The sequence below is a fragment of the Enterobacter cloacae complex sp. P13B genome (assembly GCF_014895915.1).
Classification (GTDB): domain Bacteria; phylum Pseudomonadota; class Gammaproteobacteria; order Enterobacterales; family Enterobacteriaceae; genus Enterobacter; species Enterobacter bugandensis.
The window spans coordinates 1-25,630 of the sequence record NZ_JADBQN010000050.1 but is presented as its reverse complement, the minus strand read 5'-3'; the positions used below and the strand labels follow the sequence as shown (position 1 = coordinate 25,630).

Annotated in this window: 24 protein-coding genes and 1 riboswitch; of the genes, 14 read left to right on the top strand and 10 right to left on the bottom strand. The window is 55.2% G+C overall.

Annotated features, from left to right (window positions below; all coding sequences use genetic code 11):
- Positions 1–254 precede the first annotated feature (254 nt).
- From secE to rpoC, 8 genes are all read left to right on the top strand, one after another.
- Entirely contained in the window at positions 255–638 is a 384-nt protein-coding gene (gene secE / locus IM273_RS20105) for a preprotein translocase subunit SecE (RefSeq protein ID WP_003862342.1), read from the top strand.
- A gap of 1 nt (position 639) precedes the next feature.
- Positions 640–1,185, top strand: a complete 546-nt coding sequence (gene nusG, locus IM273_RS20100; protein ID WP_003862341.1) for a transcription termination/antitermination protein NusG — start codon at positions 640–642, stop codon at positions 1,183–1,185.
- A 156-nt stretch (positions 1,186–1,341) separates the two neighbouring features.
- Positions 1,342–1,770 (top strand): 50S ribosomal protein L11, encoded by a 429-nt coding sequence (gene rplK / locus IM273_RS20095; RefSeq protein WP_008503452.1) that lies wholly within the window; start codon positions 1,342–1,344, stop codon positions 1,768–1,770.
- A gap of 3 nt (positions 1,771–1,773) precedes the next feature.
- Positions 1,774–2,478 (top strand): 50S ribosomal protein L1, encoded by a 705-nt coding sequence (rplA, locus tag IM273_RS20090; protein ID WP_006810530.1) that lies wholly within the window; start codon positions 1,774–1,776, stop codon positions 2,476–2,478.
- A 289-nt stretch (positions 2,479–2,767) separates the two neighbouring features.
- Positions 2,768–3,265: a 50S ribosomal protein L10 gene (gene rplJ, locus IM273_RS20085; protein WP_003862338.1), complete on the top strand. Its 498-nt coding sequence runs from the start codon at positions 2,768–2,770 to the stop codon at positions 3,263–3,265.
- Between the two features lie 66 nt (positions 3,266–3,331).
- The gene (gene rplL, locus IM273_RS20080) at positions 3,332–3,697 is read left to right on the top strand and encodes a 50S ribosomal protein L7/L12 (protein ID WP_002445276.1); all 366 of its coding nucleotides are present in this window, start codon (positions 3,332–3,334) and stop codon (positions 3,695–3,697) included.
- Between the two features lie 319 nt (positions 3,698–4,016).
- Positions 4,017–8,045 carry a DNA-directed RNA polymerase subunit beta gene (rpoB, locus tag IM273_RS20075; RefSeq protein WP_015569976.1) on the top strand — a complete coding sequence of 1,343 codons (4,029 nt, stop codon included), beginning with the start codon at positions 4,017–4,019 and terminating at the stop codon, positions 8,043–8,045.
- A gap of 76 nt (positions 8,046–8,121) precedes the next feature.
- Positions 8,122–12,345 carry a DNA-directed RNA polymerase subunit beta' gene (gene rpoC / locus IM273_RS20070; protein ID WP_028015097.1) on the top strand — a complete coding sequence of 1,408 codons (4,224 nt, stop codon included), beginning with the start codon at positions 8,122–8,124 and terminating at the stop codon, positions 12,343–12,345.
- Positions 12,346–12,403: 58 nt separating this feature from the next.
- Here the strand turns inward: rpoC and IM273_RS20065 are convergent, their stop codons facing one another.
- The 10 genes from IM273_RS20065 to IM273_RS20020 all read right to left on the bottom strand — a co-directional run bounded on the left by IM273_RS20065 (position 12,404) and on the right by IM273_RS20020 (position 21,154).
- Positions 12,404–12,721, bottom strand: a complete 318-nt coding sequence (locus IM273_RS20065) for a PTS lactose/cellobiose transporter subunit IIA (RefSeq protein ID WP_008503455.1) — start codon at positions 12,719–12,721, stop codon at positions 12,404–12,406.
- The gene (locus tag IM273_RS20060; RefSeq protein ID WP_010425948.1) at positions 12,721–13,029 is read right to left on the bottom strand and encodes a PTS sugar transporter subunit IIB; all 309 of its coding nucleotides are present in this window, start codon (positions 13,027–13,029) and stop codon (positions 12,721–12,723) included. The genes IM273_RS20065 and IM273_RS20060 overlap by 1 nt, the downstream gene beginning before the upstream one ends.
- 146 nt (positions 13,030–13,175) lie before the next feature.
- Entirely contained in the window at positions 13,176–14,717 is a 1,542-nt protein-coding gene (locus tag IM273_RS20055) for a sensor domain-containing diguanylate cyclase (RefSeq protein WP_193051705.1), read from the bottom strand.
- 337 nt (positions 14,718–15,054) lie between these two features.
- Positions 15,055–16,182, bottom strand: a complete 1,128-nt coding sequence (gene thiH / locus IM273_RS20050) for a 2-iminoacetate synthase ThiH (RefSeq protein ID WP_193051706.1) — start codon at positions 16,180–16,182, stop codon at positions 15,055–15,057.
- Positions 16,179–16,949 (bottom strand): thiazole synthase, encoded by a 771-nt coding sequence (thiG, locus tag IM273_RS20045; protein WP_193051707.1) that lies wholly within the window; start codon positions 16,947–16,949, stop codon positions 16,179–16,181. The genes thiH and thiG overlap by 4 nt, the downstream gene beginning before the upstream one ends.
- 1 nt (position 16,950) lies before the next feature.
- A complete protein-coding gene (gene thiS, locus IM273_RS20040) occupies positions 16,951–17,151 on the bottom strand; it encodes a sulfur carrier protein ThiS (RefSeq protein WP_028015101.1) in 201 nt (66 codons plus the stop codon).
- Entirely contained in the window at positions 17,135–17,890 is a 756-nt protein-coding gene (locus tag IM273_RS20035; RefSeq protein ID WP_028015102.1) for a HesA/MoeB/ThiF family protein, read from the bottom strand. The genes thiS and IM273_RS20035 overlap by 17 nt, the downstream gene beginning before the upstream one ends.
- The gene (gene thiE, locus IM273_RS20030; protein ID WP_063943221.1) at positions 17,883–18,518 is read right to left on the bottom strand and encodes a thiamine phosphate synthase; all 636 of its coding nucleotides are present in this window, start codon (positions 18,516–18,518) and stop codon (positions 17,883–17,885) included. The genes IM273_RS20035 and thiE overlap by 8 nt, the downstream gene beginning before the upstream one ends.
- Entirely contained in the window at positions 18,518–20,413 is a 1,896-nt protein-coding gene (gene thiC / locus IM273_RS20025) for a phosphomethylpyrimidine synthase ThiC (RefSeq protein ID WP_193051708.1), read from the bottom strand. The genes thiE and thiC overlap by 1 nt, the downstream gene beginning before the upstream one ends.
- Before the next feature lie 79 nt (positions 20,414–20,492).
- A riboswitch (TPP riboswitch) is annotated at positions 20,493–20,602 on the bottom strand.
- A 54-nt stretch (positions 20,603–20,656) separates the two neighbouring features.
- On the bottom strand, positions 20,657–21,154 hold the full coding sequence (locus IM273_RS20020) for an Rsd/AlgQ family anti-sigma factor (protein ID WP_028015105.1): 498 nt from the start codon (positions 21,152–21,154) through the stop codon (positions 20,657–20,659).
- Positions 21,155–21,249: 95 nt separating this feature from the next.
- On the opposite strand from IM273_RS20020, the gene nudC reads away from it, so the two are divergent.
- The 6 genes from nudC to IM273_RS19990 all read left to right on the top strand — a co-directional run bounded on the left by nudC (position 21,250) and on the right by IM273_RS19990 (position 25,602).
- Positions 21,250–22,023 carry an NAD(+) diphosphatase gene (gene nudC / locus IM273_RS20015; RefSeq protein WP_088204570.1) on the top strand — a complete coding sequence of 258 codons (774 nt, stop codon included), beginning with the start codon at positions 21,250–21,252 and terminating at the stop codon, positions 22,021–22,023.
- Between the two features lie 38 nt (positions 22,024–22,061).
- Positions 22,062–23,126, top strand: coding sequence for a uroporphyrinogen decarboxylase (gene hemE, locus IM273_RS20010; protein ID WP_193051709.1), 1,065 nt, complete (start codon positions 22,062–22,064; stop codon positions 23,124–23,126).
- A gap of 9 nt (positions 23,127–23,135) precedes the next feature.
- Entirely contained in the window at positions 23,136–23,807 is a 672-nt protein-coding gene (nfi, locus tag IM273_RS20005; protein WP_010425928.1) for a deoxyribonuclease V, read from the top strand.
- Positions 23,808–23,848: 41 nt separating this feature from the next.
- A complete protein-coding gene (locus tag IM273_RS20000; protein ID WP_022646712.1) occupies positions 23,849–24,439 on the top strand; it encodes a YjaG family protein in 591 nt (196 codons plus the stop codon).
- A 186-nt stretch (positions 24,440–24,625) separates the two neighbouring features.
- A complete protein-coding gene (gene hupA / locus IM273_RS19995) occupies positions 24,626–24,898 on the top strand; it encodes a nucleoid-associated protein HU-alpha (RefSeq protein WP_002445246.1) in 273 nt (90 codons plus the stop codon).
- A gap of 11 nt (positions 24,899–24,909) precedes the next feature.
- Positions 24,910–25,602, top strand: a complete 693-nt coding sequence (locus IM273_RS19990; RefSeq protein WP_028015109.1) for a DUF1481 domain-containing protein — start codon at positions 24,910–24,912, stop codon at positions 25,600–25,602.
- Positions 25,603–25,630 lie beyond the last annotated feature (28 nt).

Below are 25,630 nucleotides of genomic sequence, written 5' to 3'. Positions count from 1 at the left end.
GGCGTTGTTGCTAAAGTTCTCGGCTAATCGCTGATAACATTTGACGCAATGCGCAATAAAAGGGCATCATTTGATGCCCTTTTTGCACGCTTTCACATCAGAACCTGGCTCATCAGTGATTAATTTTGTCATAATCATTGCTGAGACAGGCTCTGCGGAGAGCGTATAATACGAAAAGCGAATAGCATTTCGATTGGTTTGCCTCGCACTCGCGGGGTGAAAATGTTTGTAGAATACTTCTGACAGGTTGGTTTATGAGTGCGAATACCGAAGCTCAAGGGAGCGGGCGCGGCCTGGAAGCGATGAAATGGGTAGTTGTAGCCGTGCTGCTGATTGTGGCGATTGTCGGCAACTATCTTTATCGTGACATGATGCTGCCGCTACGCGCGCTTGCAGTGGTAATTCTGATTGCTGCGGCGGGTGGTGTCGCGCTGTTGACGACAAAAGGCAAAGCGACCGTTGCGTTTGCCCGCGAAGCGCGTACCGAAGTCCGCAAGGTCATTTGGCCGACTCGCCAGGAAACATTGCACACCACGCTGATCGTAGCGGCGGTTACCGCTGTAATGTCACTGATCCTGTGGGGACTGGATGGTATTCTGGTTCGCCTGGTATCCTTTATCACTGGCCTGAGGTTCTGAGATGTCTGAAGCCCCTAAAAAGCGCTGGTACGTCGTTCAGGCGTTTTCCGGTTTTGAAGGCCGCGTAGCAACGTCGCTGCGTGAGCATATCAAATTACACAACATGGAAGAGTTGTTTGGCGAAGTTATGGTTCCGACCGAAGAAGTGGTTGAGATCCGTGGCGGCCAGCGTCGCAAAAGCGAGCGCAAATTCTTCCCGGGTTACGTGCTGGTTCAGATGGTTATGAACGACGCGAGCTGGCACCTGGTGCGCAGCGTGCCGCGTGTGATGGGCTTTATCGGCGGCACGTCTGACCGTCCGGCGCCAATCAGCGACAAAGAAGTTGATGCGATTATGAACCGCCTGCAGCAGGTGGGTGATAAGCCGCGTCCGAAAACGCTGTTTGAACCGGGTGAAATGGTTCGTGTTAATGACGGTCCGTTTGCTGACTTTAATGGCGTGGTTGAAGAAGTGGACTATGAGAAGTCCCGCCTGAAAGTTTCTGTTTCTATCTTCGGTCGTGCGACCCCGGTAGAGCTGGACTTTGCCCAGGTAGAAAAAGCCTAAGCAGCGATCAAAAAAGCGACGATTTAATCGTTGCACAAGGCGCGGGATTGGAATACAATTTCGCGCCTTTTGTTTTTATGGGTCCCGGCCCGTAAAACGAATTTTATTCACGGGGAGCCTCCCTGAGGCGCTATTACCCAATCAGAGGATTTTAGAATGGCTAAGAAAGTACAAGCCTACGTCAAGCTGCAGGTTGCAGCTGGTATGGCGAACCCAAGTCCACCAGTTGGTCCAGCTCTGGGTCAGCAGGGTGTGAACATCATGGAATTCTGTAAAGCGTTCAACGCAAAAACGGAATCCCTGGAAAAAGGTCTGCCAATCCCAGTCGTAATCACTGTTTACGCTGACCGTTCTTTCACTTTCGTTACCAAAACCCCTCCAGCAGCAGTTCTGCTGAAGAAAGCGGCTGGTATCAAGTCTGGTTCCGGTAAACCGAACAAAGACAAAGTGGGTAAAATTTCCCGCGCTCAGCTGCAGGAAATCGCGCAGACCAAAGCTGCCGACATGACTGGTGCCGACATTGAAGCGATGACTCGCTCCATCGAAGGTACTGCACGTTCCATGGGCCTGGTAGTGGAGGACTAAGAAATGGCTAAACTGACCAAGCGCATGTCCGTGATCCGTGACAAAGTTGATGCGACCAAACAGTACGACATCAACGAAGCTATTGCTCTGCTGAAAGAACTGGCGACTGCTAAGTTCGTTGAAAGCGTTGACGTTGCCGTTAACCTGGGCATCGATGCTCGTAAATCCGATCAGAACGTTCGTGGCGCAACTGTACTGCCACACGGTACTGGCCGTTCCGTTCGCGTAGCTGTATTTGCTCAGGGTGCAAACGCTGAAGCTGCTAAAGCTGCCGGCGCTGAACTGGTAGGTATGGAAGATCTGGCTGATCAGATCAAGAAAGGCGAAATGAACTTTGACGTTGTTATTGCTTCTCCAGATGCAATGCGCGTTGTTGGCCAGCTGGGCCAGGTTCTGGGTCCACGCGGCCTGATGCCAAACCCGAAAGTGGGTACTGTAACTCCTAACGTTGCTGAAGCGGTTAAGAACGCTAAAGCAGGTCAGGTTCGTTACCGTAACGACAAAAACGGCATCATCCACACCACCATCGGTAAAGTGGACTTTGACGCTGACAAACTGAAAGAAAACCTGGAAGCTCTGCTGGTTGCGCTGAAAAAAGCTAAACCAACTCAGGCGAAAGGCGTGTACATCAAGAAAGTTAGCATCTCCACCACCATGGGTGCAGGTGTTGCAGTTGACCAGGCTGGCCTGAGCGCTGCTGCAAACTAATGCCTTTACGTGGGCGGTGATTTTGTCTACAATCTTACCCCCACGTTTGCTAACGAAAGTTAGCGGCTAAAAGATTTGTTCGTTGGAGCCTGGCCTATCCAGGCCTCCGTCGAAGACCGCAGGTGTTTCGCAAGAAACTTAATCCCCTGCGTAGACGGTGACAGAACGCTAAGATTATTTTTAATACTCTGGCTTGTTTCTGCTCACCGTATTAAGACGCTCTTCCCGTTGGGTTGAGTGAAGTGAGTTCCGGAACATGAGTTCCGGCAAACATCCAGGAGCAAAGCTAATGGCTTTAAATCTTCAAGACAAACAAGCGATTGTTGCTGAAGTCAGCGAAGTAGCCAAAGGCGCGCTGTCTGCAGTAGTTGCGGATTCCCGTGGCGTAACTGTAGACAAAATGACTGAACTGCGTAAAGCAGGTCGTGAAGCTGGCGTATACATGCGTGTTGTTCGTAACACCCTGCTGCGTCGCGTAGTTGAAGGTACTCAGTTCGAGTGCCTGAAAGACACGTTTGTTGGTCCGACCCTGATTGCATACTCTATGGAACACCCGGGCGCTGCTGCTCGTCTGTTCAAAGAGTTCGCGAAAGCGAATGCAAAATTTGAGGTCAAAGCTGCAGCCTTTGAAGGTGAGTTGATCCCGGCATCGCAAATCGATCGCCTGGCAACCCTGCCGACCTACGAAGAAGCAATTGCACGCCTGATGGCAACCATGAAAGAAGCTGCGGCTGGCAAACTGGTTCGCACTCTGGCTGCTGTACGCGATGCGAAAGAAGCTGCTTAATCGCAGTTATCTTTATAAAGCATTTGCTTACGTATAAACTTATTCTGATTTTCAGGAACAATTTAAATGTCTATCACTAAAGATCAAATCATTGAAGCAGTTGCAGCTATGTCCGTAATGGACGTTGTAGAGCTGGTATCTGCAATGGAAGAAAAATTCGGTGTTTCTGCTGCTGCTGCTGTAGCTGTAGCTGCTGGCCCGGCTGAAGCTGCTGAAGAAAAAACTGAATTCGACGTAATTCTGAAAGCTGCTGGCGCGAACAAAGTTGCTGTTATCAAAGCAGTACGTGGCGCAACTGGCCTGGGTCTGAAAGAAGCTAAAGACCTGGTAGAATCTGCTCCAGCTGCGCTGAAAGAAGGCGTGAGCAAAGACGACGCAGAAGCACTGAAAAAATCTCTGGAAGAAGCTGGCGCTGAAGTTGAAGTTAAATAAGCCAACTTTTCTGGTTGCAGCCTAAGCAATTAGGCTGATGGCTGGTGACTTTTTAGTCACCAGCCTTTTTGCGCTGTAAGGCATCAGTAGCATTTCACACTGTTTGACTGCTGATTGTCCTGACAATGCTTGTTTCTATCGACGACTTAATATACTGCGACAGGGTGCTCGCTCTGTGTAAATCGCAATGAAATGGTTTAAGCGTGATAGCAACAGGTATTGCGGAAAGTATTCAATTTTCCGGTCCACAAAATGGTGTTGCACAAACTGTCCCTTCGTCGGACAGATGGGTCGACTTGTCAGCGAGCTGAGGAACCCTATGGTTTACTCCTATACCGAGAAAAAACGTATTCGTAAGGATTTTGGTAAACGTCCACAAGTTCTGGACATTCCATATCTCCTTTCTATCCAGCTTGACTCGTTCCAGAAGTTTATCGAGCAAGATCCTGAAGGGCAGTACGGTCTGGAAGCAGCCTTCCGTTCCGTGTTCCCGATTCAGAGCTACAGCGGTAACTCCGAGCTGCAGTACGTCAGCTACCGCCTTGGCGAACCGGTGTTTGACGTTCAGGAATGTCAGATCCGTGGCGTGACCTATTCCGCACCGCTGCGCGTAAAACTGCGTCTGGTGATCTACGAGCGCGAAGCGCCGGAAGGCACCGTAAAAGACATTAAAGAACAAGAAGTCTACATGGGTGAGATTCCACTCATGACGGACAACGGTACTTTCGTTATCAACGGTACTGAGCGTGTTATCGTTTCCCAGCTGCATCGTAGCCCGGGCGTCTTCTTCGACAGCGATAAAGGTAAAACACACTCTTCCGGTAAAGTACTGTATAACGCACGCATCATTCCTTACCGTGGTTCATGGCTGGACTTCGAGTTCGATCCAAAAGACAACCTGTTTGTCCGTATCGACCGTCGTCGTAAACTGCCTGCAACCATCATTCTGCGTGCACTGAACTATACCACTGAGCAGATCCTGGACCTGTTCTTTGAGAAAGTGATCTTTGAAATCCGCGACAACAAGCTGCAGATGGAGCTGGTGCCGGAACGTCTGCGTGGTGAGACCGCGTCGTTCGACATCGAAGCCGACGGCAAAGTGTATGTGGAAAAAGGTCGCCGTATCACCGCGCGCCACATCCGCCAGCTGGAAAAAGATGATATCAAACACATCGAAGTTCCGGTTGAATACATTGCAGGAAAAGTAGCCGCGAAAGATTACGTTGATGAATCAACTGGCGAGCTGATCTGCCCGGCGAACATGGAGCTGAGCCTGGATCTGCTGGCTAAGTTGAGCCAGTCTGGTCACAAACGTATCGAAACGCTGTTCACCAACGATCTGGACCACGGTCCGTACATCTCTGAGACTGTACGCGTCGACCCAACCAACGATCGTCTGAGCGCGCTGGTAGAAATCTACCGCATGATGCGTCCTGGTGAGCCACCAACTCGCGAAGCGGCTGAAAGCCTGTTCGAGAACCTGTTCTTCTCCGAAGACCGCTACGATCTGTCCGCGGTTGGTCGTATGAAGTTCAACCGTTCTCTGCTGCGCGACGAGATTGAAGGTTCCGGTATCCTGAGCAAAGACGACATCATCGAAGTGATGAAGAAGCTCATCGATATCCGTAACGGTAAAGGCGAAGTGGACGATATCGACCACCTCGGCAACCGTCGTATCCGTTCCGTAGGCGAAATGGCGGAAAACCAGTTCCGCGTTGGCCTGGTACGTGTAGAGCGTGCGGTGAAAGAGCGTCTGTCTCTGGGCGATCTGGATACCCTGATGCCTCAGGATATGATCAACGCCAAGCCGATTTCTGCAGCAGTGAAAGAGTTCTTTGGTTCCAGCCAGCTGTCCCAGTTCATGGACCAGAACAACCCGCTGTCTGAGATCACGCACAAACGTCGTATCTCTGCACTCGGCCCAGGCGGTCTGACCCGTGAACGTGCAGGCTTTGAGGTTCGAGACGTACACCCGACTCACTACGGTCGCGTATGTCCAATCGAAACGCCTGAAGGTCCAAACATCGGTCTGATCAACTCCCTGTCCGTGTACGCACAGACAAACGAATACGGTTTCCTTGAGACCCCGTATCGTAAAGTGACCGACGGTGTGGTTACCGACGAAATTCATTACCTGTCTGCTATCGAAGAAGGCAACTACGTTATCGCTCAGGCGAACTCCAACCTGGATGACGAGGGCCACTTTGTAGAAGATCTGGTTACCTGCCGTAGCAAAGGCGAATCCAGCTTGTTCAGCCGCGACCAGGTTGACTACATGGACGTATCCACCCAGCAGGTGGTATCCGTCGGTGCGTCCCTGATCCCGTTCCTGGAACACGATGACGCCAACCGTGCATTGATGGGTGCGAACATGCAACGTCAGGCCGTTCCAACTCTGCGTGCTGATAAGCCGCTGGTTGGTACCGGTATGGAACGTGCTGTTGCCGTTGACTCCGGTGTTACTGCAGTTGCTAAGCGTGGCGGTACCGTTCAGTACGTTGACGCATCCCGTATCGTTATCAAAGTTAACGAAGACGAGATGTATCCGGGCGAAGCGGGTATCGACATCTACAACCTGACCAAATACACCCGTTCTAACCAGAACACCTGTATCAACCAGATGCCTTGCGTATCTCTGGGTGAGCCAGTTGAGCGCGGCGACGTGCTGGCAGACGGTCCGTCCACCGACCTCGGTGAACTGGCGCTCGGTCAGAACATGCGCGTAGCGTTCATGCCGTGGAACGGTTACAACTTCGAAGACTCCATCCTCGTCTCCGAGCGTGTGGTTCAGGAAGATCGTTTCACCACCATCCACATTCAGGAACTGGCCTGTGTGTCCCGTGACACCAAGCTGGGGCCAGAAGAGATCACTGCCGACATCCCTAACGTGGGTGAAGCTGCGCTCTCCAAGCTGGATGAATCCGGTATTGTTTACATCGGTGCGGAAGTGACCGGCGGCGACATTCTGGTAGGTAAGGTGACGCCGAAAGGTGAAACCCAGCTGACCCCAGAAGAGAAACTGCTGCGTGCTATCTTCGGTGAGAAAGCGTCTGACGTTAAAGACTCTTCTCTGCGCGTACCAAACGGTGTTTCCGGTACGGTTATCGACGTTCAGGTCTTCACTCGTGATGGCGTTGAGAAAGATAAGCGTGCGCTGGAAATCGAAGAGATGCAGCTCAAACAGGCTAAGAAAGATCTGTCTGAAGAACTGCAGATCCTCGAAGCAGGTCTGTTCAGCCGTATCTATGCGGTACTGGTTGCCGGTGGCGTTGAAGCTGAGAAGCTCGACAAACTGCCACGCGATCGCTGGCTGGAACTCGGCCTGACCGACGAAGAGAAACAAAATCAGCTGGAACAGCTGGCTGAGCAGTATGACGAACTGAAACACGAGTTCGAGAAAAAACTCGAAGCGAAACGCCGCAAAATCACTCAGGGCGACGATCTGGCACCAGGCGTGCTGAAGATTGTTAAGGTGTATCTGGCCGTTAAACGTCAGATCCAGCCTGGTGATAAGATGGCAGGTCGTCACGGTAACAAGGGTGTTATCTCTAAGATCAACCCGATCGAAGATATGCCGCACGATGCTAACGGTACGCCGGTAGATATCGTACTGAACCCACTGGGCGTACCGTCTCGTATGAACATTGGTCAGATCCTGGAAACTCACCTGGGTATGGCTGCGAAAGGTATTGGCGACAAGATTAACGCCATGCTGAAACAGCAGCAGGAAGTCGCGAAACTGCGCGAATTCATCCAGCGTGCCTACGATCTGGGTACCGACGTGCGTCAGAAAGTCGACCTGAACACCTTCAGCGATGAAGAAGTACTGCGTCTGGCAGAGAACCTGCGCAAAGGTATGCCAATTGCAACGCCGGTATTCGACGGTGCAAAAGAAGCTGAAATTAAAGAGCTGCTGCAACTGGGTGGTCTGCCAACGTCTGGTCAGATTACGCTGTTTGACGGCCGTACCGGTGAACAGTTTGAGCGTCCAGTAACCGTAGGTTATATGTACATGCTGAAACTGAACCACCTGGTCGACGACAAGATGCACGCTCGTTCTACCGGTTCTTACAGCCTGGTTACTCAGCAGCCGCTGGGTGGTAAGGCACAGTTCGGTGGTCAGCGCTTCGGGGAGATGGAAGTGTGGGCGCTGGAAGCATACGGCGCGGCATACACCCTGCAGGAAATGCTCACCGTTAAGTCTGATGACGTGAACGGTCGTACCAAGATGTATAAAAACATCGTGGACGGCAACCATCAGATGGAACCAGGCATGCCAGAATCCTTCAACGTACTGTTGAAAGAGATTCGTTCGCTGGGTATCAACATCGAACTGGAAGACGAGTAATTCTCGCTCAAACAGGTCACTGGTGCCGGGTTAACCCCCGGCACCGGATTGTGCTAACTCCGACGGGAGCAAATCCGTGAAAGATTTATTAAAGTTTCTGAAAGCGCAGACTAAAACCGAAGAGTTTGATGCGATCAAAATTGCTCTGGCTTCGCCAGACATGATCCGTTCATGGTCTTTCGGTGAAGTTAAAAAGCCGGAAACCATCAACTACCGTACGTTCAAACCTGAGCGTGACGGCCTTTTCTGTGCGCGTATTTTCGGGCCAGTAAAAGACTACGAGTGCCTGTGCGGTAAGTACAAGCGCCTGAAACACCGCGGTGTGATCTGTGAGAAGTGCGGCGTTGAAGTGACCCAGACTAAAGTACGCCGTGAGCGTATGGGCCACATCGAGCTGGCGTCTCCAACTGCTCACATCTGGTTCCTGAAATCTCTGCCGTCCCGTATCGGTCTGCTGCTGGATATGCCGCTGCGCGATATCGAACGTGTTCTGTACTTCGAATCTTATGTAGTTATCGAAGGCGGGATGACGAACCTGGAACGTCACCAGATCCTGACTGAAGAGCAGTATCTGGACGCGCTGGAAGAGTTCGGTGACGAATTCGACGCGAAGATGGGTGCGGAAGCTATTCAGGCCCTGCTGAAGAGCATGGATCTGGAGCAGGAGTGCGAGCAGCTGCGTGAAGAGCTGAACGAAACCAACTCCGAAACCAAGCGTAAAAAGCTGACCAAGCGTATCAAACTGCTGGAAGCGTTCGTTCAGTCTGGTAACAAACCAGAGTGGATGATCCTGACCGTTCTGCCGGTTCTGCCGCCAGATCTGCGTCCGCTGGTTCCGCTGGATGGTGGTCGTTTCGCAACGTCCGATCTGAACGATCTGTATCGTCGCGTTATCAACCGTAACAACCGTCTGAAACGTCTGCTGGATCTGGCTGCGCCGGACATCATCGTACGCAACGAAAAACGTATGCTGCAGGAAGCGGTAGATGCCCTGCTGGATAACGGTCGTCGCGGTCGTGCGATCACCGGTTCTAACAAGCGTCCTCTGAAATCTTTGGCCGACATGATCAAAGGTAAGCAGGGTCGTTTCCGTCAGAACCTGCTCGGTAAGCGTGTTGACTACTCCGGTCGTTCTGTAATCACCGTAGGTCCATACCTGCGTCTGCATCAGTGCGGTCTGCCGAAGAAAATGGCACTGGAGCTGTTCAAACCGTTCATCTACGGCAAGCTGGAGCTGCGTGGCCTGGCCACCACCATCAAAGCCGCTAAGAAAATGGTTGAGCGTGAAGAAGCTGTCGTTTGGGATATCCTGGACGAAGTTATCCGCGAACACCCGGTACTGCTGAACCGTGCACCAACCCTGCACCGTCTGGGTATCCAGGCATTTGAGCCAGTTCTGATCGAAGGTAAAGCTATCCAGCTGCACCCGCTGGTTTGTGCGGCCTATAACGCCGACTTCGATGGTGACCAGATGGCTGTTCACGTACCGCTGACGCTGGAAGCCCAGCTCGAAGCGCGTGCGCTGATGATGTCTACCAACAACATCCTGTCTCCAGCGAACGGTGAACCAATTATCGTTCCTTCTCAGGACGTTGTATTGGGTCTGTACTACATGACCCGTGACTGTGTTAACGCCAAAGGCGAAGGCATGGTGCTGACTGGCCCTAAAGAAGCTGAGCGTATTTATCGCGCTGGCCTGGCCTCTCTGCATGCGCGCGTTAAAGTGCGTATCACCGAATACGAAAAAGATGCAAACGGCGAATTCGTTGCGAAGACCAGCCTGAAAGACACGACCATTGGCCGTGCCATTCTGTGGATGATCGTACCGAAAGGTCTGCCTTTCTCCATCGTCAACCAGGCGCTGGGCAAGAAAGCGATCTCCAAAATGCTGAACACCTGTTACCGCATTCTGGGTCTGAAGCCGACCGTTATCTTCGCTGACCAGACTATGTACACCGGCTTTGCTTATGCAGCGCGTTCAGGTGCATCTGTTGGTATCGATGACATGGTCATCCCAGAGAAGAAACACGAGATCATCTCTGAAGCGGAAGCTGAAGTTGCTGAGATCCAGGAGCAGTTCCAGTCTGGTCTGGTAACCGCGGGCGAACGCTACAACAAAGTTATCGATATCTGGGCAGCGGCGAACGATCGTGTATCCAAAGCGATGATGGATAACCTGCAAACCGAAACCGTGATTAACCGTGACGGCGTCGAAGAGCAGCAGGTTTCCTTCAACAGCATCTACATGATGGCCGACTCCGGTGCGCGTGGTTCTGCAGCACAGATTCGTCAGCTGGCAGGTATGCGTGGTCTGATGGCGAAGCCAGATGGCTCCATCATCGAAACGCCAATCACCGCGAACTTCCGTGAAGGTCTGAACGTACTCCAGTACTTCATCTCCACGCACGGTGCGCGTAAAGGTCTGGCGGATACCGCACTGAAGACAGCGAACTCCGGTTATCTGACGCGTCGTCTGGTTGACGTTGCGCAGGATCTGGTTGTGACCGAAGACGATTGTGGCACCCTCGAAGGTATCACCATGACCCCGGTTATCGAGGGTGGTGATGTTAAAGAGCCGCTGCGCGATCGCGTACTGGGTCGTGTGACCGCGGAAGACATTCTGAAGCCGGGCACCGCAGACATTCTGGTTCCACGCAACACCCTACTGCACGAACAGTGGTGTGACCTGCTGGAAGCGAACTCTGTTGACTCTGTGAAAGTGCGTTCCGTTGTATCCTGTGACACCGACTTTGGTGTGTGTGCACACTGCTACGGTCGTGACCTGGCGCGTGGCCACATCATCAACAAAGGTGAAGCCATCGGCGTTATCGCGGCACAGTCCATCGGTGAGCCGGGTACACAGCTGACGATGCGTACGTTCCACATCGGTGGTGCGGCATCTCGTGCGGCTGCTGAATCCAGCATTCAGGTGAAAAACAAAGGTAGCATCAAGCTCAGCAACGCGAAGTCTGTTGTTAACTCCGCAGGCAAGCTGGTTGTGACCTCTCGTAACACCGAGCTGAAGCTGATCGACGAATTCGGTCGTACCAAAGAGAGCTATAAAGTGCCTTACGGTGCGGTTATGGCGAAAGGTGATGGCGAGCAGGTTGCCGGCGGTGAAACCGTTGCAAACTGGGATCCACACACCATGCCGGTTATCACCGAAGTAAGTGGTTTCATCCGCTTTACTGACATGATCGACGGCCAGACCATTACTCGTCAGACCGACGAGCTGACCGGTCTGTCTTCTCTGGTGGTTCTGGATTCTGCTGAACGTACTACCGGTGGTAAAGATCTGCGTCCTGCACTGAAAATCGTTGATGCTCAGGGTAACGACGTTCTGATCCCGGGTACCGATATGCCTGCGCAGTACTTCCTGCCAGGTAAAGCGATTGTACAGCTGGAAGATGGCGTACAGATCAGCTCTGGTGACACCCTGGCGCGTATTCCTCAGGAATCCGGCGGTACCAAGGACATCACCGGTGGTCTGCCACGCGTTGCGGACCTGTTCGAAGCTCGTCGTCCGAAAGAGCCTGCAATCCTGGCTGAAATCAGCGGGATCATCTCCTTCGGTAAAGAGACTAAAGGTAAGCGCCGTCTGGTTATCACACCAGTAGATGGCAGCGAGCCGTACGAAGAGATGATTCCTAAGTGGCGTCAGCTCAACGTGTTCGAAGGCGAACGTGTAGAACGTGGTGACGTGGTTTCCGACGGTCCAGAAGCGCCGCACGACATCCTGCGTCTGCGTGGTGTGCATGCTGTTACTCGTTACATTGTTAACGAAGTACAGGACGTATACCGCCTGCAGGGCGTTAAGATTAACGATAAGCACATCGAAGTTATCGTTCGTCAGATGCTGCGTAAAGCAACCATCGAAAACGCGGGCAGCTCCGACTTCCTGGAAGGCGAGCAGGTTGAATACTCACGCGTTAAGATCGCTAACCGCGATCTGGAAGCGAACGGCAAAATCGGTGCGACCTTCGCACGCGATCTGCTGGGTATCACCAAAGCGTCTCTGGCAACCGAGTCCTTCATCTCCGCAGCATCGTTCCAGGAAACGACTCGTGTCCTGACCGAAGCCGCTGTTGCTGGTAAACGTGATGAACTGCGCGGTCTGAAAGAGAACGTCATCGTGGGTCGTCTGATCCCTGCCGGTACCGGTTATGCGTACCATCAGGATCGTATGCGTCGTCGCGCAGCGGGCGAACTGCCAGCTGCACCGCAGGTTACTGCTGAAGATGCATCCGCGAGCCTGGCAGAACTGCTGAACGCAGGTCTGGGCGGTTCCGACAACGAGTAATCGTTGATGCCGTAAATAAAAAACCCGCCTCGGCGGGTTTTTTTATATCTGCATTTCTTCAATTCACTAGCGGGATGCGTCGATAAAGCTCAATCATATCGCCCGCCAGATCCTGAATAACCATCGCGTTCATCAGGTGGTCCTGAGAATGAACGGTGATCAGGTTAACCGGCAGTTTCCCGGTCCCTTCGTCAAGTCCAATAAGCTGCGTCTGGATCGTATGCGCGTGCTTCACATATTCGCGGGATTCTTCCATCGCTTTTTCAGCTTCGTCAAACTCACCTTTACGCGCCATCTGCAGAGCCGTCAGGGCCGCACTGCGGGCCGCACCGGCGTTGACCAGCAGTTCCATGATTGTGGTTTCTAAGTCTTCCATTATGACTCCAGCAGTTTAAGCGCTTTTTCCAGTACGGCATCGCCTTTCATCATGCCGTAATCCATCATGTCGATCACCGCGACCTTTTTACCCAGCGGGTCGGCCTGTGCCTGCAGTTTAGCCTGCTCGTATTTGACCTGTGGCCCCAGTAATACGATGTCGGCCGTCGCGATATTGTCTTTAAACTCCGCAACCGGAACGGCTTTAATGGTGACTTCAACCCCTTTTTTCTGCGCGGCATCTTTCATACGTTGAACCAGCATGCTGGTTGACATTCCCGCTGCACAGCATAAAACGATGTTCTTCATAATCAGCCTCGATCTACATGTGTTTATTGATAATTATCCTGCGCAGAGAGCTTCAACAACCGCTTTACCGCGATTGTGTGTCAGGCATCACAAAGAAAGCGGCATTTTTCTGAAACCGGTTACAATTCTTCGAGTAAGAGAGAAAGTCAGCCGACGGCAGTGCGAACAATACGGTTTTTTCCCTGCTTTTTAGCACTGTAGAGCGCGTTATCAACGCTACCTACAAATTGTTCCAGCGGTTCGAAATGCCATTCACCCAGACCCGCGCTGAACGTGACGTACAGATTTTCTTCCCGCCATGCGCGTCTTGCAACGGCGGTGCGCCATGCGTCAAGCAATGAAAATGCGGCAGCGATCTGCTCGGCCTGGAAAATTACCGCGAACTCTTCACCACCGTAGCGATAGACCGAGACGTGGTGGGGCTGCATTATCTTGATCCCCTCGCGCGCCACGTTACGCAGGACAATGTCGCCGCTCAGGTGTCCCCACGTGTCGTTAATTGACTTGAAGTTATCAATATCAACCAGCGCCATCGCGAAAGGCTGGTGGGTATTTAATAATTCCTCCACATCGTTATCGAACGCACGGCGGTTTTTGCAACCGGTCAGCGCATCGTGAGTGGCCTGACGAACATACGCCATCTCACGCTCTTTATTGGACTGAATGGTGCGGCTCAGCATCGCTTCCAGACGCGGCGCCTGGCTCACATCGCCCGTTTTGATCGCATTGATAATGGTCATCAACACGGTACGCGAGGCATGACGCAGATAGAGGCCGAAGAGAATGATAATGATGGCCGCCAGCGCGAAACCCCAGCCTACGATCGTCGTTTCGTGTCGGGTGATATCGGTAAGCGTTGCGCCAGAGACCCTGTAGATGACAAACCAGTCCGGATTGGTAAATGAGTAGTAGTAATACCAGGCGTCGGTTTTCTTATCGTAAAGGTGGCCTTCGCCGCTGGTCATTTTATCCATCAGCGCTTCGCTGACGTACTGTTTGAAAAGCACGCCCGTATCAGGGTGCAGCACGACGGCGCCATCGCGTTCGACGACGAAGAATTCCCCCTGAACAGGGGCGACCATCTGACGCAGGGTATAGCCCATTGACGTTAAGTCGAGATGAAACGCAATCGTACCTTTAAGTCGACCTTCTGGTGAAATCAACGGTTTATAGAGTGTGACCGTCGGATGACCGTTGAAATAGTCCATATAGGGACGGGTGTAGTGGCTGAATATACTGGCTTCAGCATGGGCGACAAACCACGGACGCGTCCGGGGATCGAAGGTTTTACTCTTTTCCGTCTGGAGCACTTCCGGCGCGCGCAGATAATGTCCCTGCGTGTCTGCCAGCGAGATGGATGACACGGTCGGCATCAGGTTTTGCAAATGCATCATCATCTGCAGCCCTTGCGTCGGGTTGACGTTGAGGGTCTCGTTTAGCCTGTCATCGCGTGCAAAATACATCGCGGAGCGGCCCAGGATATAATCGTTTTCACGCAGGATTGACTCGGTGTAGTTCACCGCAAGGTTATGGGTGAAATTGCCATTAATCTTATGATAGTCCTCAAGGAAATCCTTTCGTTGTGAAAGAGTTACCACGACCGCGATCAGCGCAAAACTGCACAGAATCCCCGCGAAGCTGAGCATAATGGGTCGGGTGAAAGAGAGCTTTTTGCTGTGAAGTGCCATGAGTTGTACATCGATCCTGATGGTGAATATTTTTCGTCTGCCGATATCCTCTCAGCATAGTCGCTGTCCTGCGGTTAGCGGTGAATTATACGGAACACGATTTCAGGCGAGATGATTTATCTTAAGAATCACTAAGAAATTCCTTATCCATACTTTTGCGCCCCTCTTATGCACGAAATCGGAGGCAGGGCGAAACGAGGAAGAAGCTTTTCGCCCTGGTCAGCGTCCGTTGCTGACCTGATGACAATAAAAAACCGGACGATCGCTGACAATCATCCGGTTTTACCTTTCCGTAACGCCTCGATAATTTTCTACCGTGTTGCAGTGCGTTACATCGTCATTGCGAGGCTCTTCCCAGCCAGCTGTCCCAGTCTTTCCAGACAGGCTGTAAACCCTGTGCCGTCAGGGCGGCGGCAACGGCTTCAGGACGCCGTCCGTCATGCGGTGCAAACTGCTCCAGCTCCGGATGATCGTCTGCATACCCGCCCGGCTGCGTTTTGGAAAATGCGCTGACGTTGTTAATCGCCAGCGGGATGACGCGATCGCGAAACGCCGGGGATTCACGCGTTGAGAGCGATAACTCCACTTCCGGGGCGAGCAGGCGAAACGCGCAGATGGTCTGCACCAGCTGGCGTTCATCCATCAGCGAAGCCGGTTCAATGCCGCCTGCGCAGGGGCGCAGGCGTGGGAAGGAGATGGAGTATCGGGTCTGCCAGTAGTGCTGTTGCAGCCACAGCAGATGTTCTGCCACCATGTAGCAATCTACCCGCCAGCTGTCGGAAAGCCCAATTAGCGCACCCAGCCCGATTTTGTCGATCCCGGCGCGGCCCAGCCTGTCCGGCGTTTCCAGCCGGAAGAAAAAATCCTGCTTCTTCCCTTTCAGGTGATGCCGCGCGTACGTCGCCTCGTGGTAGGTTTCCTGATAGACCATCACGCCGTCCAGCCCGAGCGTTTTTAACTCCGCATACTCGTCCTGCGACAGGGGCTGAACCTCCATCTGCAACGACGCAAACTCCCGACGTATCGCAGGCAGATGCTGGCGGAAATAGTCCATTCCCACTTTCCCCTGATGCTCGCCCGTGACCAGCAGAAGATGTTCGAACCCCATTTCACGAATAGCAGCACACTCGCGTGCGATCTCCTCTTCATCGAGCGTTTTCCGCTTGATGCGGTTGCTCATGGAAAAACCACAGTAGGTACAGTCGTTGGCGCACAGGTTCGAAAGATAGAGCGGGACGTAGAAGCTCACCGTGTTGCCAAACCGCTGCCGGGTGAGGCGCTGGGCGCGCTGCGCCATCGGTTCAAGGTAGGCGCTGGCCGCCGGAGAGAGCAGGGCCATTAAATCCTCCCGGTTCAGATGATGGGCATTCAGCGCGCGCTCCACGTCAGCCGCCGTTTTGCTGTTGATGCGCAGGGCAATATCGTCCCAGTTAAGCTCGCGCCAGCGCTCGGTAAACGTGCTCATGAGATCGCCTCCAGAAAACCGGTCAGCGGGCTGGTGGCCTGTGCCTGAAAACTGCGCGAGCCGGGGCCGGACTCTCTGGCCAGCACGCCAGCCTCCACGGCGAGACGAAACGCACGCGCCATCCTGGCCGGGTCGTCGGCCACCGCAATGGCGGTATTCACCAGCACCGCGTCGGCACCCATTTCCAGCGCCTGCGCGGCATGGCTGGGCACGCCGATCCCCGCATCCACCACCACCGGCACGGTCGCCTGCTCGATGATGATCTCCAGCATCGCGCGGGTTTCCAGCCCCTGATTGGAGCCAATGGGCGCCCCCAGCGGCATGACGGCGGCGCAGCCGACCTCTTCCAGACGCTTACACAGCACGGGATCCGCGCCGCAGTAAGGCAGAACGGTAAACCCCTGCTGCACCAGCTTTTCTGCGGCTTTCAGGGTCTCGATCGGGTCGGGCAGCAGCCAGCGGGCATCCGGGTGAATTTCCAGCTTCAGCCAGCGGGTGCCGAGCGCTTCCCGCGCCAGCTGTGCCGCGAAAATCGCCTCCTCGGCCGTTTTCGCTCCGGAAGTGTTTGGTAAGAGCGTCACGCCTGCCTCCAGGAGCGGCGCAAGTATGGCATCGTTGTGCTGGCGCAGATCCACGCGCTTCATTGCCAGCGTCACCAGCTGGCTGCCGCTTTCACGAATAGCATCCACCATTAGCTGCGGCGAGGCGAATTTGCCGGTTCCGGTAAACAGATGTGAATCAAAGACTTTATCAGCAATACGTAACATCTCAGCCCCCTGCGATAACCTGAAACAGCAGGATCTGGTCGCCTTCATTGACCTGCTGAAGTTCCCACTGCTCGCGCGGCAGGATCTGTTGATTGAGCGCCAGCGCCGTTCCCGGCTTGAGCTGGCGCAATTTGTCGAGCAGGGCGGCAACGGTGAGACCGTCGTCGCACGTCATCGGCTCATCGTTAAACAGAATGCGCATCGTGGCCTCCGCATACCGGGCAGTGGCTGGCGCGGTGTAGTGCCAGATGGCGCCAGCCGCTGGAGCGGGCGTCGAACAGCCGGAGCGTGTTGCGTTCCGTCTCCATGCCGCTGAGCAGCTTGATGGCCTCCAGCGCCTGAAGGGTACCCATCACGCCCACCACCGGGCCAAGAATGCCTGCCGTGCGGCAGTTACGCTCCGGTTCAGCCTCGTCCGGCCACAGGCAGCGGTAACAGCCCTGCGCCCACGGCGGCGTAAGCACCATTATCTGCCCGCCGAAACCGACCGCGCTGGCGGTGATCAGCGGCGTGTTCTGTGCAACACAGGCCGCGTTGATGGCCTGACGCGTCGCCATGTTGTCCGTGCAGTCCAGCACCGCGTCGGCAAGGGCAACTTCACGTTGCAGCTCGTCTCCGCTAAGCCGCGTCTGGAGCGCAATCAGTTCGATATCCGGATTAAGCTGGTTAAGCCGCTGCCGGGTGATCTGCGCTTTAGGCTGGTTAACATCTTCAGTCGTGAAGAGGATTTGCCGTTGCAGGTTGCTGAGGTGCACCTCGTCGTCATCGGCCAGCACCAGCGTGCCCACGCCCGCACCGGCCAGATACAGCGCGGCGGGCGCGCCTAATCCGCCCAGGCCGACAATCAGTACCCGGCTGGCGAGCAGCTTTTGCTGCCCGTCAATGGCAATATCCTCCAGCAGGATCTGGCGGCTGTAGCGCATAAAATCGCGGTCATTCATCGCCTGCTCCTGCCAGCTGTAAAAGCTGCGCGGTGGCGGACCGCCAGTCTGCCGCCTGGGTGATAGCGCTGACGACGGCGATACTGCCGACGCCGGTCTCCAGCACCGCCGGGGCGCGTTCAAGGCTGATTCCACCGATGGCGACGGTCGGGTAATCGGCAAGGCGCTTAACGTGGCTCGCCAGCTGCGTCAGACCCTGCGGGGCAGAAGGCATCTGCTTGGTTTGCGTCGGAAAAACGTGACCGAGGGCGATGTAGGAGGGGCGGGCCGCCAGCGCCACGTCGATTTCCATATCATCGTGTGTTGAAACGCCAAGGCGCAGGCCAGCCTGGCGAATGGCGTTCAGATCGGTGGTTTCCAGATCCTCCTGACCCAAATGCACGCCGTACGCCCGGTGCTTAACGGCCAGCCGCCAGTAGTCGTTGATAAACAGGCGGGCATTGTAGCGATGCCCCAGCGCGATGGCGGCGACGACGTCGGCCTCCACCTCTTCATCACGCTTATCTTTGATGCGCAGCTGGAGGGTGCGAACACCGGCCTCCAGCAGGCGGGCGATCCACTCCACGCTGTCCACCACCGGATAAAGTCCTAAGCGAAAGGGCACGGAGGGGAAATCGGGCTTGTACATTACGCCTCCTCTTTTTTGAGGTAAATTTCGCCGCCTCTGGCGCGGAAGGTTTCCGACATGTCCGCCATACCGACTTCAATGGTCTGCGCGGCGGCGTAATCCCGCACCTCCTGGCTGATTTTCATCGAGCAGAATTTTGGCCCGCACATGGAACAGAAGTGCGCGACTTTGCCCGACTCCTGGGGCAGGGTTTCGTCGTGGTAGGCGCGGGCGGTGAACGGATCCAGCGCCAGGTTGAACTGGTCTTCCCAGCGGAATTCAAAGCGCGCTTTGGACATGGCGTTATCGCGGATTTGCGCGCCCGGATGGCCTTTCGCCAGATCTGCCGCGTGGGCGGCAATTTTATAGGTAATCAGTCCCTGCTTTACGTCCTCTTTGTTGGGCAGGCCGAGGTGCTCTTTCGGCGTCACGTAGCAGAGCATGGCGCAGCCAAACCAGCCGATCATCGCCGCGCCAATCCCGGAGGTGAAGTGGTCGTAGCCCGGTGCGATGTCCGTGGTCAATGGCCCCAGAGTGTAGAACGGCGCTTCGTGGCAGTGCTCCAGCTCCTCGGTCATGTTGCGGCGGATCATCTGCATCGGCACGTGGCCCGGGCCTTCAATCATCACCTGCACGTCATACTCCCAGGCGATTTTAGTCAGCTCGCCCAGGGTGTGCAGCTCGGCAAACTGCGCCTCGTCGTTGGCGTCGCGGATGGAGCCAGGACGCAGGCCGTCGCCCAGCGACAGGGAGACGTCGTACGCGGCGCAGATCTCGCAGATCTCGCGGAAGTGCTCGTAAAGGAAGTTTTCCTGATGATGGGACAGGCACCATTTCGCCATGATGGAGCCACCCCGCGAGACGATGCCGGTCAGACGTTTCGCCGTCATCGGCACGTAGCGCAGCAGCACGCCCGCGTGGATGGTGAAGTAGTCCACGCCCTGTTCCGCCTGCTCCAGCAGCGTGTCGCGGAACGCTTCCCAGGTGAGGTTTTCAGCAATGCCGTTGACCTTCTCCAGCGCCTGGTAAATCGGGACGGTGCCGATCGGCACCGGGCTGTTACGCAGGATCCACTCGCGGGTTTCGTGGATGTAGCGGCCAGTGGAGAGGTCCATCACCGTGTCCGCGCCCCAGCGCGTGGACCAGACCAGCTTTTCCACCTCTTCTTCGATGGACGAGGTGACGGCAGAGTTGCCGATATTGGCGTTGACCTTCACCAGGAAGTTGCGGCCGATAATCATCGGCTCCGATTCCGGGTGGTTGATGTTGGCGGGGATAATCGCGCGCCCGGCGGCCACTTCGTCACGCACAAACTCCGGCGTGATGTTCTCCGGCAGGCGAGCGCCAAAGCCTTCACCCGGATGCTGGTGGCGCAATATTTCGCTGCGGATGCGCTCGCGCCCCATGTTTTCGCGGATGGCGATGAACTCCATCTCCGGCGTGACGATACCCTGGCGCGCGTAGTGCAGCTGGGTGACGCATTTGCCCGCTCTGGCGCGTTTTGGCGTCAGCAGGCCGTTAAAGCGCAGCGCGTCCAGGCCGTCGTCGGCCAGGCGTTCTTTGGTGTACGCAGAACTGCGTACGCTCAGTTCTTCGCAGTCGTTACGCGCCTCAATCCACGGCTGGCGCAGCTTTGCCAGACCTTGCTGCACGTTGATAGCAACATCAGGATCGCCGTATGGGCCGGAGGTGTCATACACCGGCACGGCTTCGTTGTCTTCATACTGGGGGTTCTCTTTGCTGCCGCCGATAAGCGTCGGGCTGAGCTGGATTTCGCGCATCGGCACGCGGATATCGGCCTGTGAACCGGTGATGTAGATGCGTTTCGAGTTCGGGAAAGCGGTGCCTTCCAGAGTGTCGATGAAGTGTTGGGCCTGTGCACGCTGTTCGCGGCGGGTCAGTTTTGTTGTAGACATAGCTCATTCCAGAAGTGAAGGACATGGCTTGTCAGACGACGGATGAAGCAAGAGGAGATCGCCCCAGGGGCGATACAACAGCAGCGTGACTCTTGTTCCCTTCGCAGGTATTAACCTGATCAGGTTCCGCGGATCCCGAATTAACGGTCTCAGCCCGTGCTTACACACTGGGCACTCCGACAAGAAAAATCCCCCTCCGCAGAGGGGCGACTGGTTGTAAATTACTCGTTAACGGTTAAGAACTCAAGCAGGGCGCGCAACGTTATCGCTGCTGCTGATATTCAGGTTGTTATCCAGTACGAGGGCGATGAGCTTATCTTCCAGCGTGAATCGCTCTTCCAGCGCTTCGCCCAGGTCGGACAGCGCCTGCTGGAACTCAAGATAGTTATCGTGATCGATGGCGTTCTCGAGTGTGGAATCGTAATAGTCCATGATCTGCTGGGTATTGGCTTCCAGCTGCGGACAGAGTTTGCTGGCCGCTAAATACGGCGTTGTCCCTTCCATTTCGCGGATAATGCGTTCATAAATGTTGAAATGGCCGTCGGAGAGGTAGTCGACAAGGCTCTGACAAAAATCATCCAGCGCTTTTTCGTTCAGCCGCATAAAGGATTCTTTGCCAGGCTTAAGACCGACCAGATTGTAATACGCCACAAGGAGATGCTTGCGCACATGTAGCCAGCGATCCACCAGGGTGTTACTTCCTCCAACGCGCTCAGTCAGGCTTTCCAGCTGGTTTAACATGGTCGACTCCATAAGGTTTAGAATGGGATCTGCTTATCCAAAATGTAACCACAATGCTAACAACATGTCAGTGAAGCGAAGGTAGTGCAATAGATATGGATCGTATTATTGAAAAATCAGATCTGGGTTGGTGGATCGTCAGCCACGAACAAAAATTATGGCTGCCCTCAGGAGAGTTGCCCTACGGTGCCGCGGAAACGTTCGATCTGGTGGGCCAGTCCGCGCTGAAGATCGGCGAGTGGCAGGGCGATCCCGTGTGGTTGATCCAACAGGCGCGCCGTCAGGATATGGGATCCGTACGTCAGGTGTTAGATCTTGACGTCGGCCTGTTCCAGTTGGCGGGGCGGGGCGTGCAGCTGGCGGAGTTTTACCGTTCGCACAAATATTGCGGTTACTGCGGCCACACCATGCACCCAAGCAAAACCGAATGGGCGCTGCTCTGCGGCCACTGCCGTGAACGCTACTACCCCCAAATCGCGCCGTGCATCATCGTCGCCATCCGCCGTGATGATTCCATCCTGCTGGCGCAGCATACCCGTCATCGCAACGGCATTCATACCGTCCTCGCCGGGTTCGTCGAAGTCGGCGAAACGCTGGAGCAGGCGGTGGCGCGCGAGGTGATGGAGGAGAGCAGCATCAAGGTGAAGAACCTGCGCTACGTGACCTCCCAGCCGTGGCCGTTCCCGATGTCTCTGATGACCGCGTTTATGGCGGAATATGACAGCGGCGAGATTGTTATCGATCCGAAAGAGCTGCTGGAGGCGAACTGGTACCGCTACGACAATTTACCGCTGTTACCCCCTCCGGGAACGGTGGCGCGTCGCCTGATAGAAGATACCGTGGCAATGTGTCGGGCCGAGTATGAGTAGTGTTACACTGACGGACTGACGCAATAAGGAACTGCAAAATGACCGAACTGAAGAACGATCGTTATCTGCGTGCGCTGCTGCGCCAGCCCGTTGATGTCACCCCGGTGTGGATGATGCGCCAGGCGGGACGCTATCTGCCAGAGTACAAAGCCACGCGCGCGCAGGCGGGCGATTTTATGTCGCTGTGCAAAAACGCCGAGCTGGCCTGTGAAGTGACGCTCCAGCCGCTGCGCCGCTTCCCGCTGGATGCCGCCATTCTCTTTTCGGACATTCTTACCATTCCGGACGCGATGGGCCTGGGGCTCTATTTCGAAACCGGCGAGGGCCCGCGCTTTACCTCGCCGATCAAAAGCAAAGCCGACGTCGATAAGCTGCCGATCCCCGATCCGGAAGGCGAGCTGGGCTACGTGATGACCGCCGTCCGCACCATTCGCCGCGAGCTGAAAGGGGAAGTGCCGCTGATTGGCTTCTCCGGCAGCCCGTGGACGCTGGCAACCTATATGGTGGAGGGGGGCAGCAGCAAAGCCTTCACCCTGATTAAAAAGATGATGTACGCCGAGCCGCTGGCTTTGCATGCGCTGCTCGACAAGCTGGCGAAGAGCGTTACCCTCTACCTGAATGCGCAGATTAAGGCGGGTGCACAGTCTGTGATGATTTTCGATACCTGGGGCGGCGTGCTGACCGGGCGCGATTATCAGCAGTTCTCCCTGTACTACATGCACAAAATCGTTGACGGCCTGCTGCGTGAAAACGAAGGTCGCCGCGTGCCGGTGACGCTGTTCACCAAAGGTGGCGGCCAGTGGCTGGAAGCGATGGCGGCCACCGGCTGCGACGCGCTGGGCCTCGACTGGACCACCGATATTGCCGATGCGCGCCGTCGCGTGGGCGACAAAGTGGCGCTACAGGGCAACATGGATCCGTCCATGCTCTATGCTCAGCCTGCCCGCATCGAAGAGGAAGTGTCGACTATACTGTCTGGTTTCGGCCAGGGTGAAGGCCACGTCTTTAACCTCGGCCACGGCATTCATCAGGATGTGCCGCCTGAACACGCAGGCGTATTTGTGGAGGCGGTGCATCGGCTTTCTGCCCAGTATCACAAGTAAGGAGTGGTTATGGATCTCGCGTCGCTACGCGCTCAGCAAATCGAACTGGCTTCATCGGTGATCCGCGAGGATCGTCTGGATAAGGATCCCCCGCAGTACATTGGCGGGGCGGACGTCGGGTTCGAGCAGGGCGGTGAAGTGACGCGGGCGGCGATGGTGGTTCTGAAATACCCGTCGCTGGAGCTGGTGGAGTACAAGGTGGCGCGTATCGCCACCACCATGCCCTATATTCCCGGCTTTCTCTCCTTCCGCGAATACCCCGCGCTGCTGGCCGCGTGGGAGCAACTCTCGCAAAAACCTGACCTCCTGTTTGTTGACGGGCACGGTATCTCCCATCCGCGTCGCTTAGGCGTCGCCAGCCACTTTGGTCTGCTGGTGGACGTGCCGACCATCGGCGTGGCGAAAAAACGCCTGTGCGGCGCGTTTGAGCCGCTCTCTGCCGAACCGGGCGCGCTGGCGCCGCTTATCCATAAAGGCGAGCAGTTGGCGTGGGTCTGGCGCAGTAAAGCGCGCTGTAATCCGCTGTTTATCGCCACCGGGCATCGGGTGAGCATGGACAGCGCGCTGGCGTGGGTGCAGCGCTGCATGAAGGGCTACCGGTTACCGGAGCCAACCCGCTGGGCTGACGCCGTTGCCTCTTCACGTCCGGCATTCATTCGTTGGCAGGAAATTCAGCCGTGATTCAGGTAAACTGCGGCTAATTTTCGATTCGAGACATCATCATGTTACAAAACCCGATTCATCTGCGCCTTGAGAAGCTGGAAAGCTGGCAGCACGTGACGTTTATGGCTTGCCTGTGCGAGCGCATGTATCCCAACTATGCCGCGTTCTGTAAGCAAACGGAGTTTGGCGAAGGCCAGATTTATCGACGTATCCTGGATTTGATCTGGGAGACGCTGACGGTGAAAGACGCAAAGGTGAACTTCGATTCACAGCTCGAAAAGCTGGAAGAGGCGATCCCGGCGGCGGACGATTACGACCTGTACGGCGTTTATCCGGCTATCGACGCCTGCGTGGCGTTGAGCGAGCTGATCCACTCCCGTCTGAGCGGTGAAACGCTGGAGCACGCCATTGAAGTCAGTAAGGCATCCATCACGACCGTCGCGATGCTGGAAATGACGCAGGAAGGCCGCGAAATGACCGACGAAGAGCTGCGTGCTAACCCGGCGGTTGAACAGGAATGGGACATTCAGTGGGAGATTTTCCGCCTGCTGGCAGAGTGTGAAGAGCGTGATATTGAGCTGATCAAAGGGCTGCGCGCGGACCTGCGTGAGGCCGGTGAGAGCAATATTGGTATAATTTTTAACCAATGAGACAACAAAACGTGATTTAACGCCTGTTTTGTCGCACCTCGACTCTTCCCTTCTGCCCCCCGTCTGGTCTACATTTGGGGGGCGAAAAAAAGTGGCTATCGGTGCGTGTATGCAGGAGAGTGCTTTTTTGGCATTTTCGTCGCACTCGATGCTTAGCAAGCGATAAACACATTGAAAGGATAACTTATGAACAAGACTCAACTGATTGATGTAATTGCGGACAAGGCTGATCTGTCTAAAGTGCAGGCTAAAGCTGCTCTGGAATCTACCCTGGCTGCTATTACTGAGTCTCTGAAAGAAGGCGATGCTGTACAACTGGTTGGTTTCGGTACCTTCAAAGTGAACCACCGCGCTGAGCGTACTGGCCGCAACCCGCAGACCGGTAAAGAAATCAAAATCGCCGCAGCTAACGTGCCGGCATTTGTTTCTGGTAAAGCACTGAAAGACGCAGTTAAGTAAGACGCGTGGCAGTGAACAGTTTTAACGAAGGGGCGGCAACGCCCCTTTTGTCATTCTGGCGTGGCACGCTCGCGCTGGCAGGCGTACTGTTGCTGTCTGCCTGTAGCCATGATTCCTCACTCCCCCCGTTTACCGCCAGCGGCTATGCTGACAACCAGGGCGCGGTCAGGATCTGGCGCAAAGATTCCAGCGATGAAGTCCATATGCTTACCGCGTTCAGCCCGTGGCATAACGGCAACACCTCGACCGCAGAGTACCGCTGGCAGGGCGATGCGCTGTCGCTGATTGAACTGAACATCTACAGCAAGACCCCCGAACACGTGAAGGTGCGTTTCGACGACCACGGCGAGCTGAGCTTTATGCAGCATGAAGTCAGCGGGTTGAAACAGCAGCTTTCCAGCGATCAGGTCGCCCTTTACCGCTACCGCGCCGAACAGCTCCGTCAGACCAGCGACGCGCTGCGTCAGGGCCGCGTGGTGCTGCGCCAGGGGCGCTGGCATGCCGATGGCACGGTGACCACCTGCGAAGGGCAGACCGTAAAGCCTGAGCTTGAATCCTGGGCAACCGAACACATTCAGCGCCGTCAGCGGCATTCGTCTATGGAAGTGAGCGTGGCATGGCTTGAGGCGCCGGAAGGCTCTCAGTTGCTGCTGGTGGCGAACGAAGACTTCTGCACCTGGCAGCCGACAGAGAAAAGTTTTTGATTTAAGTTCCCTCTCCCACCGGGCTGAG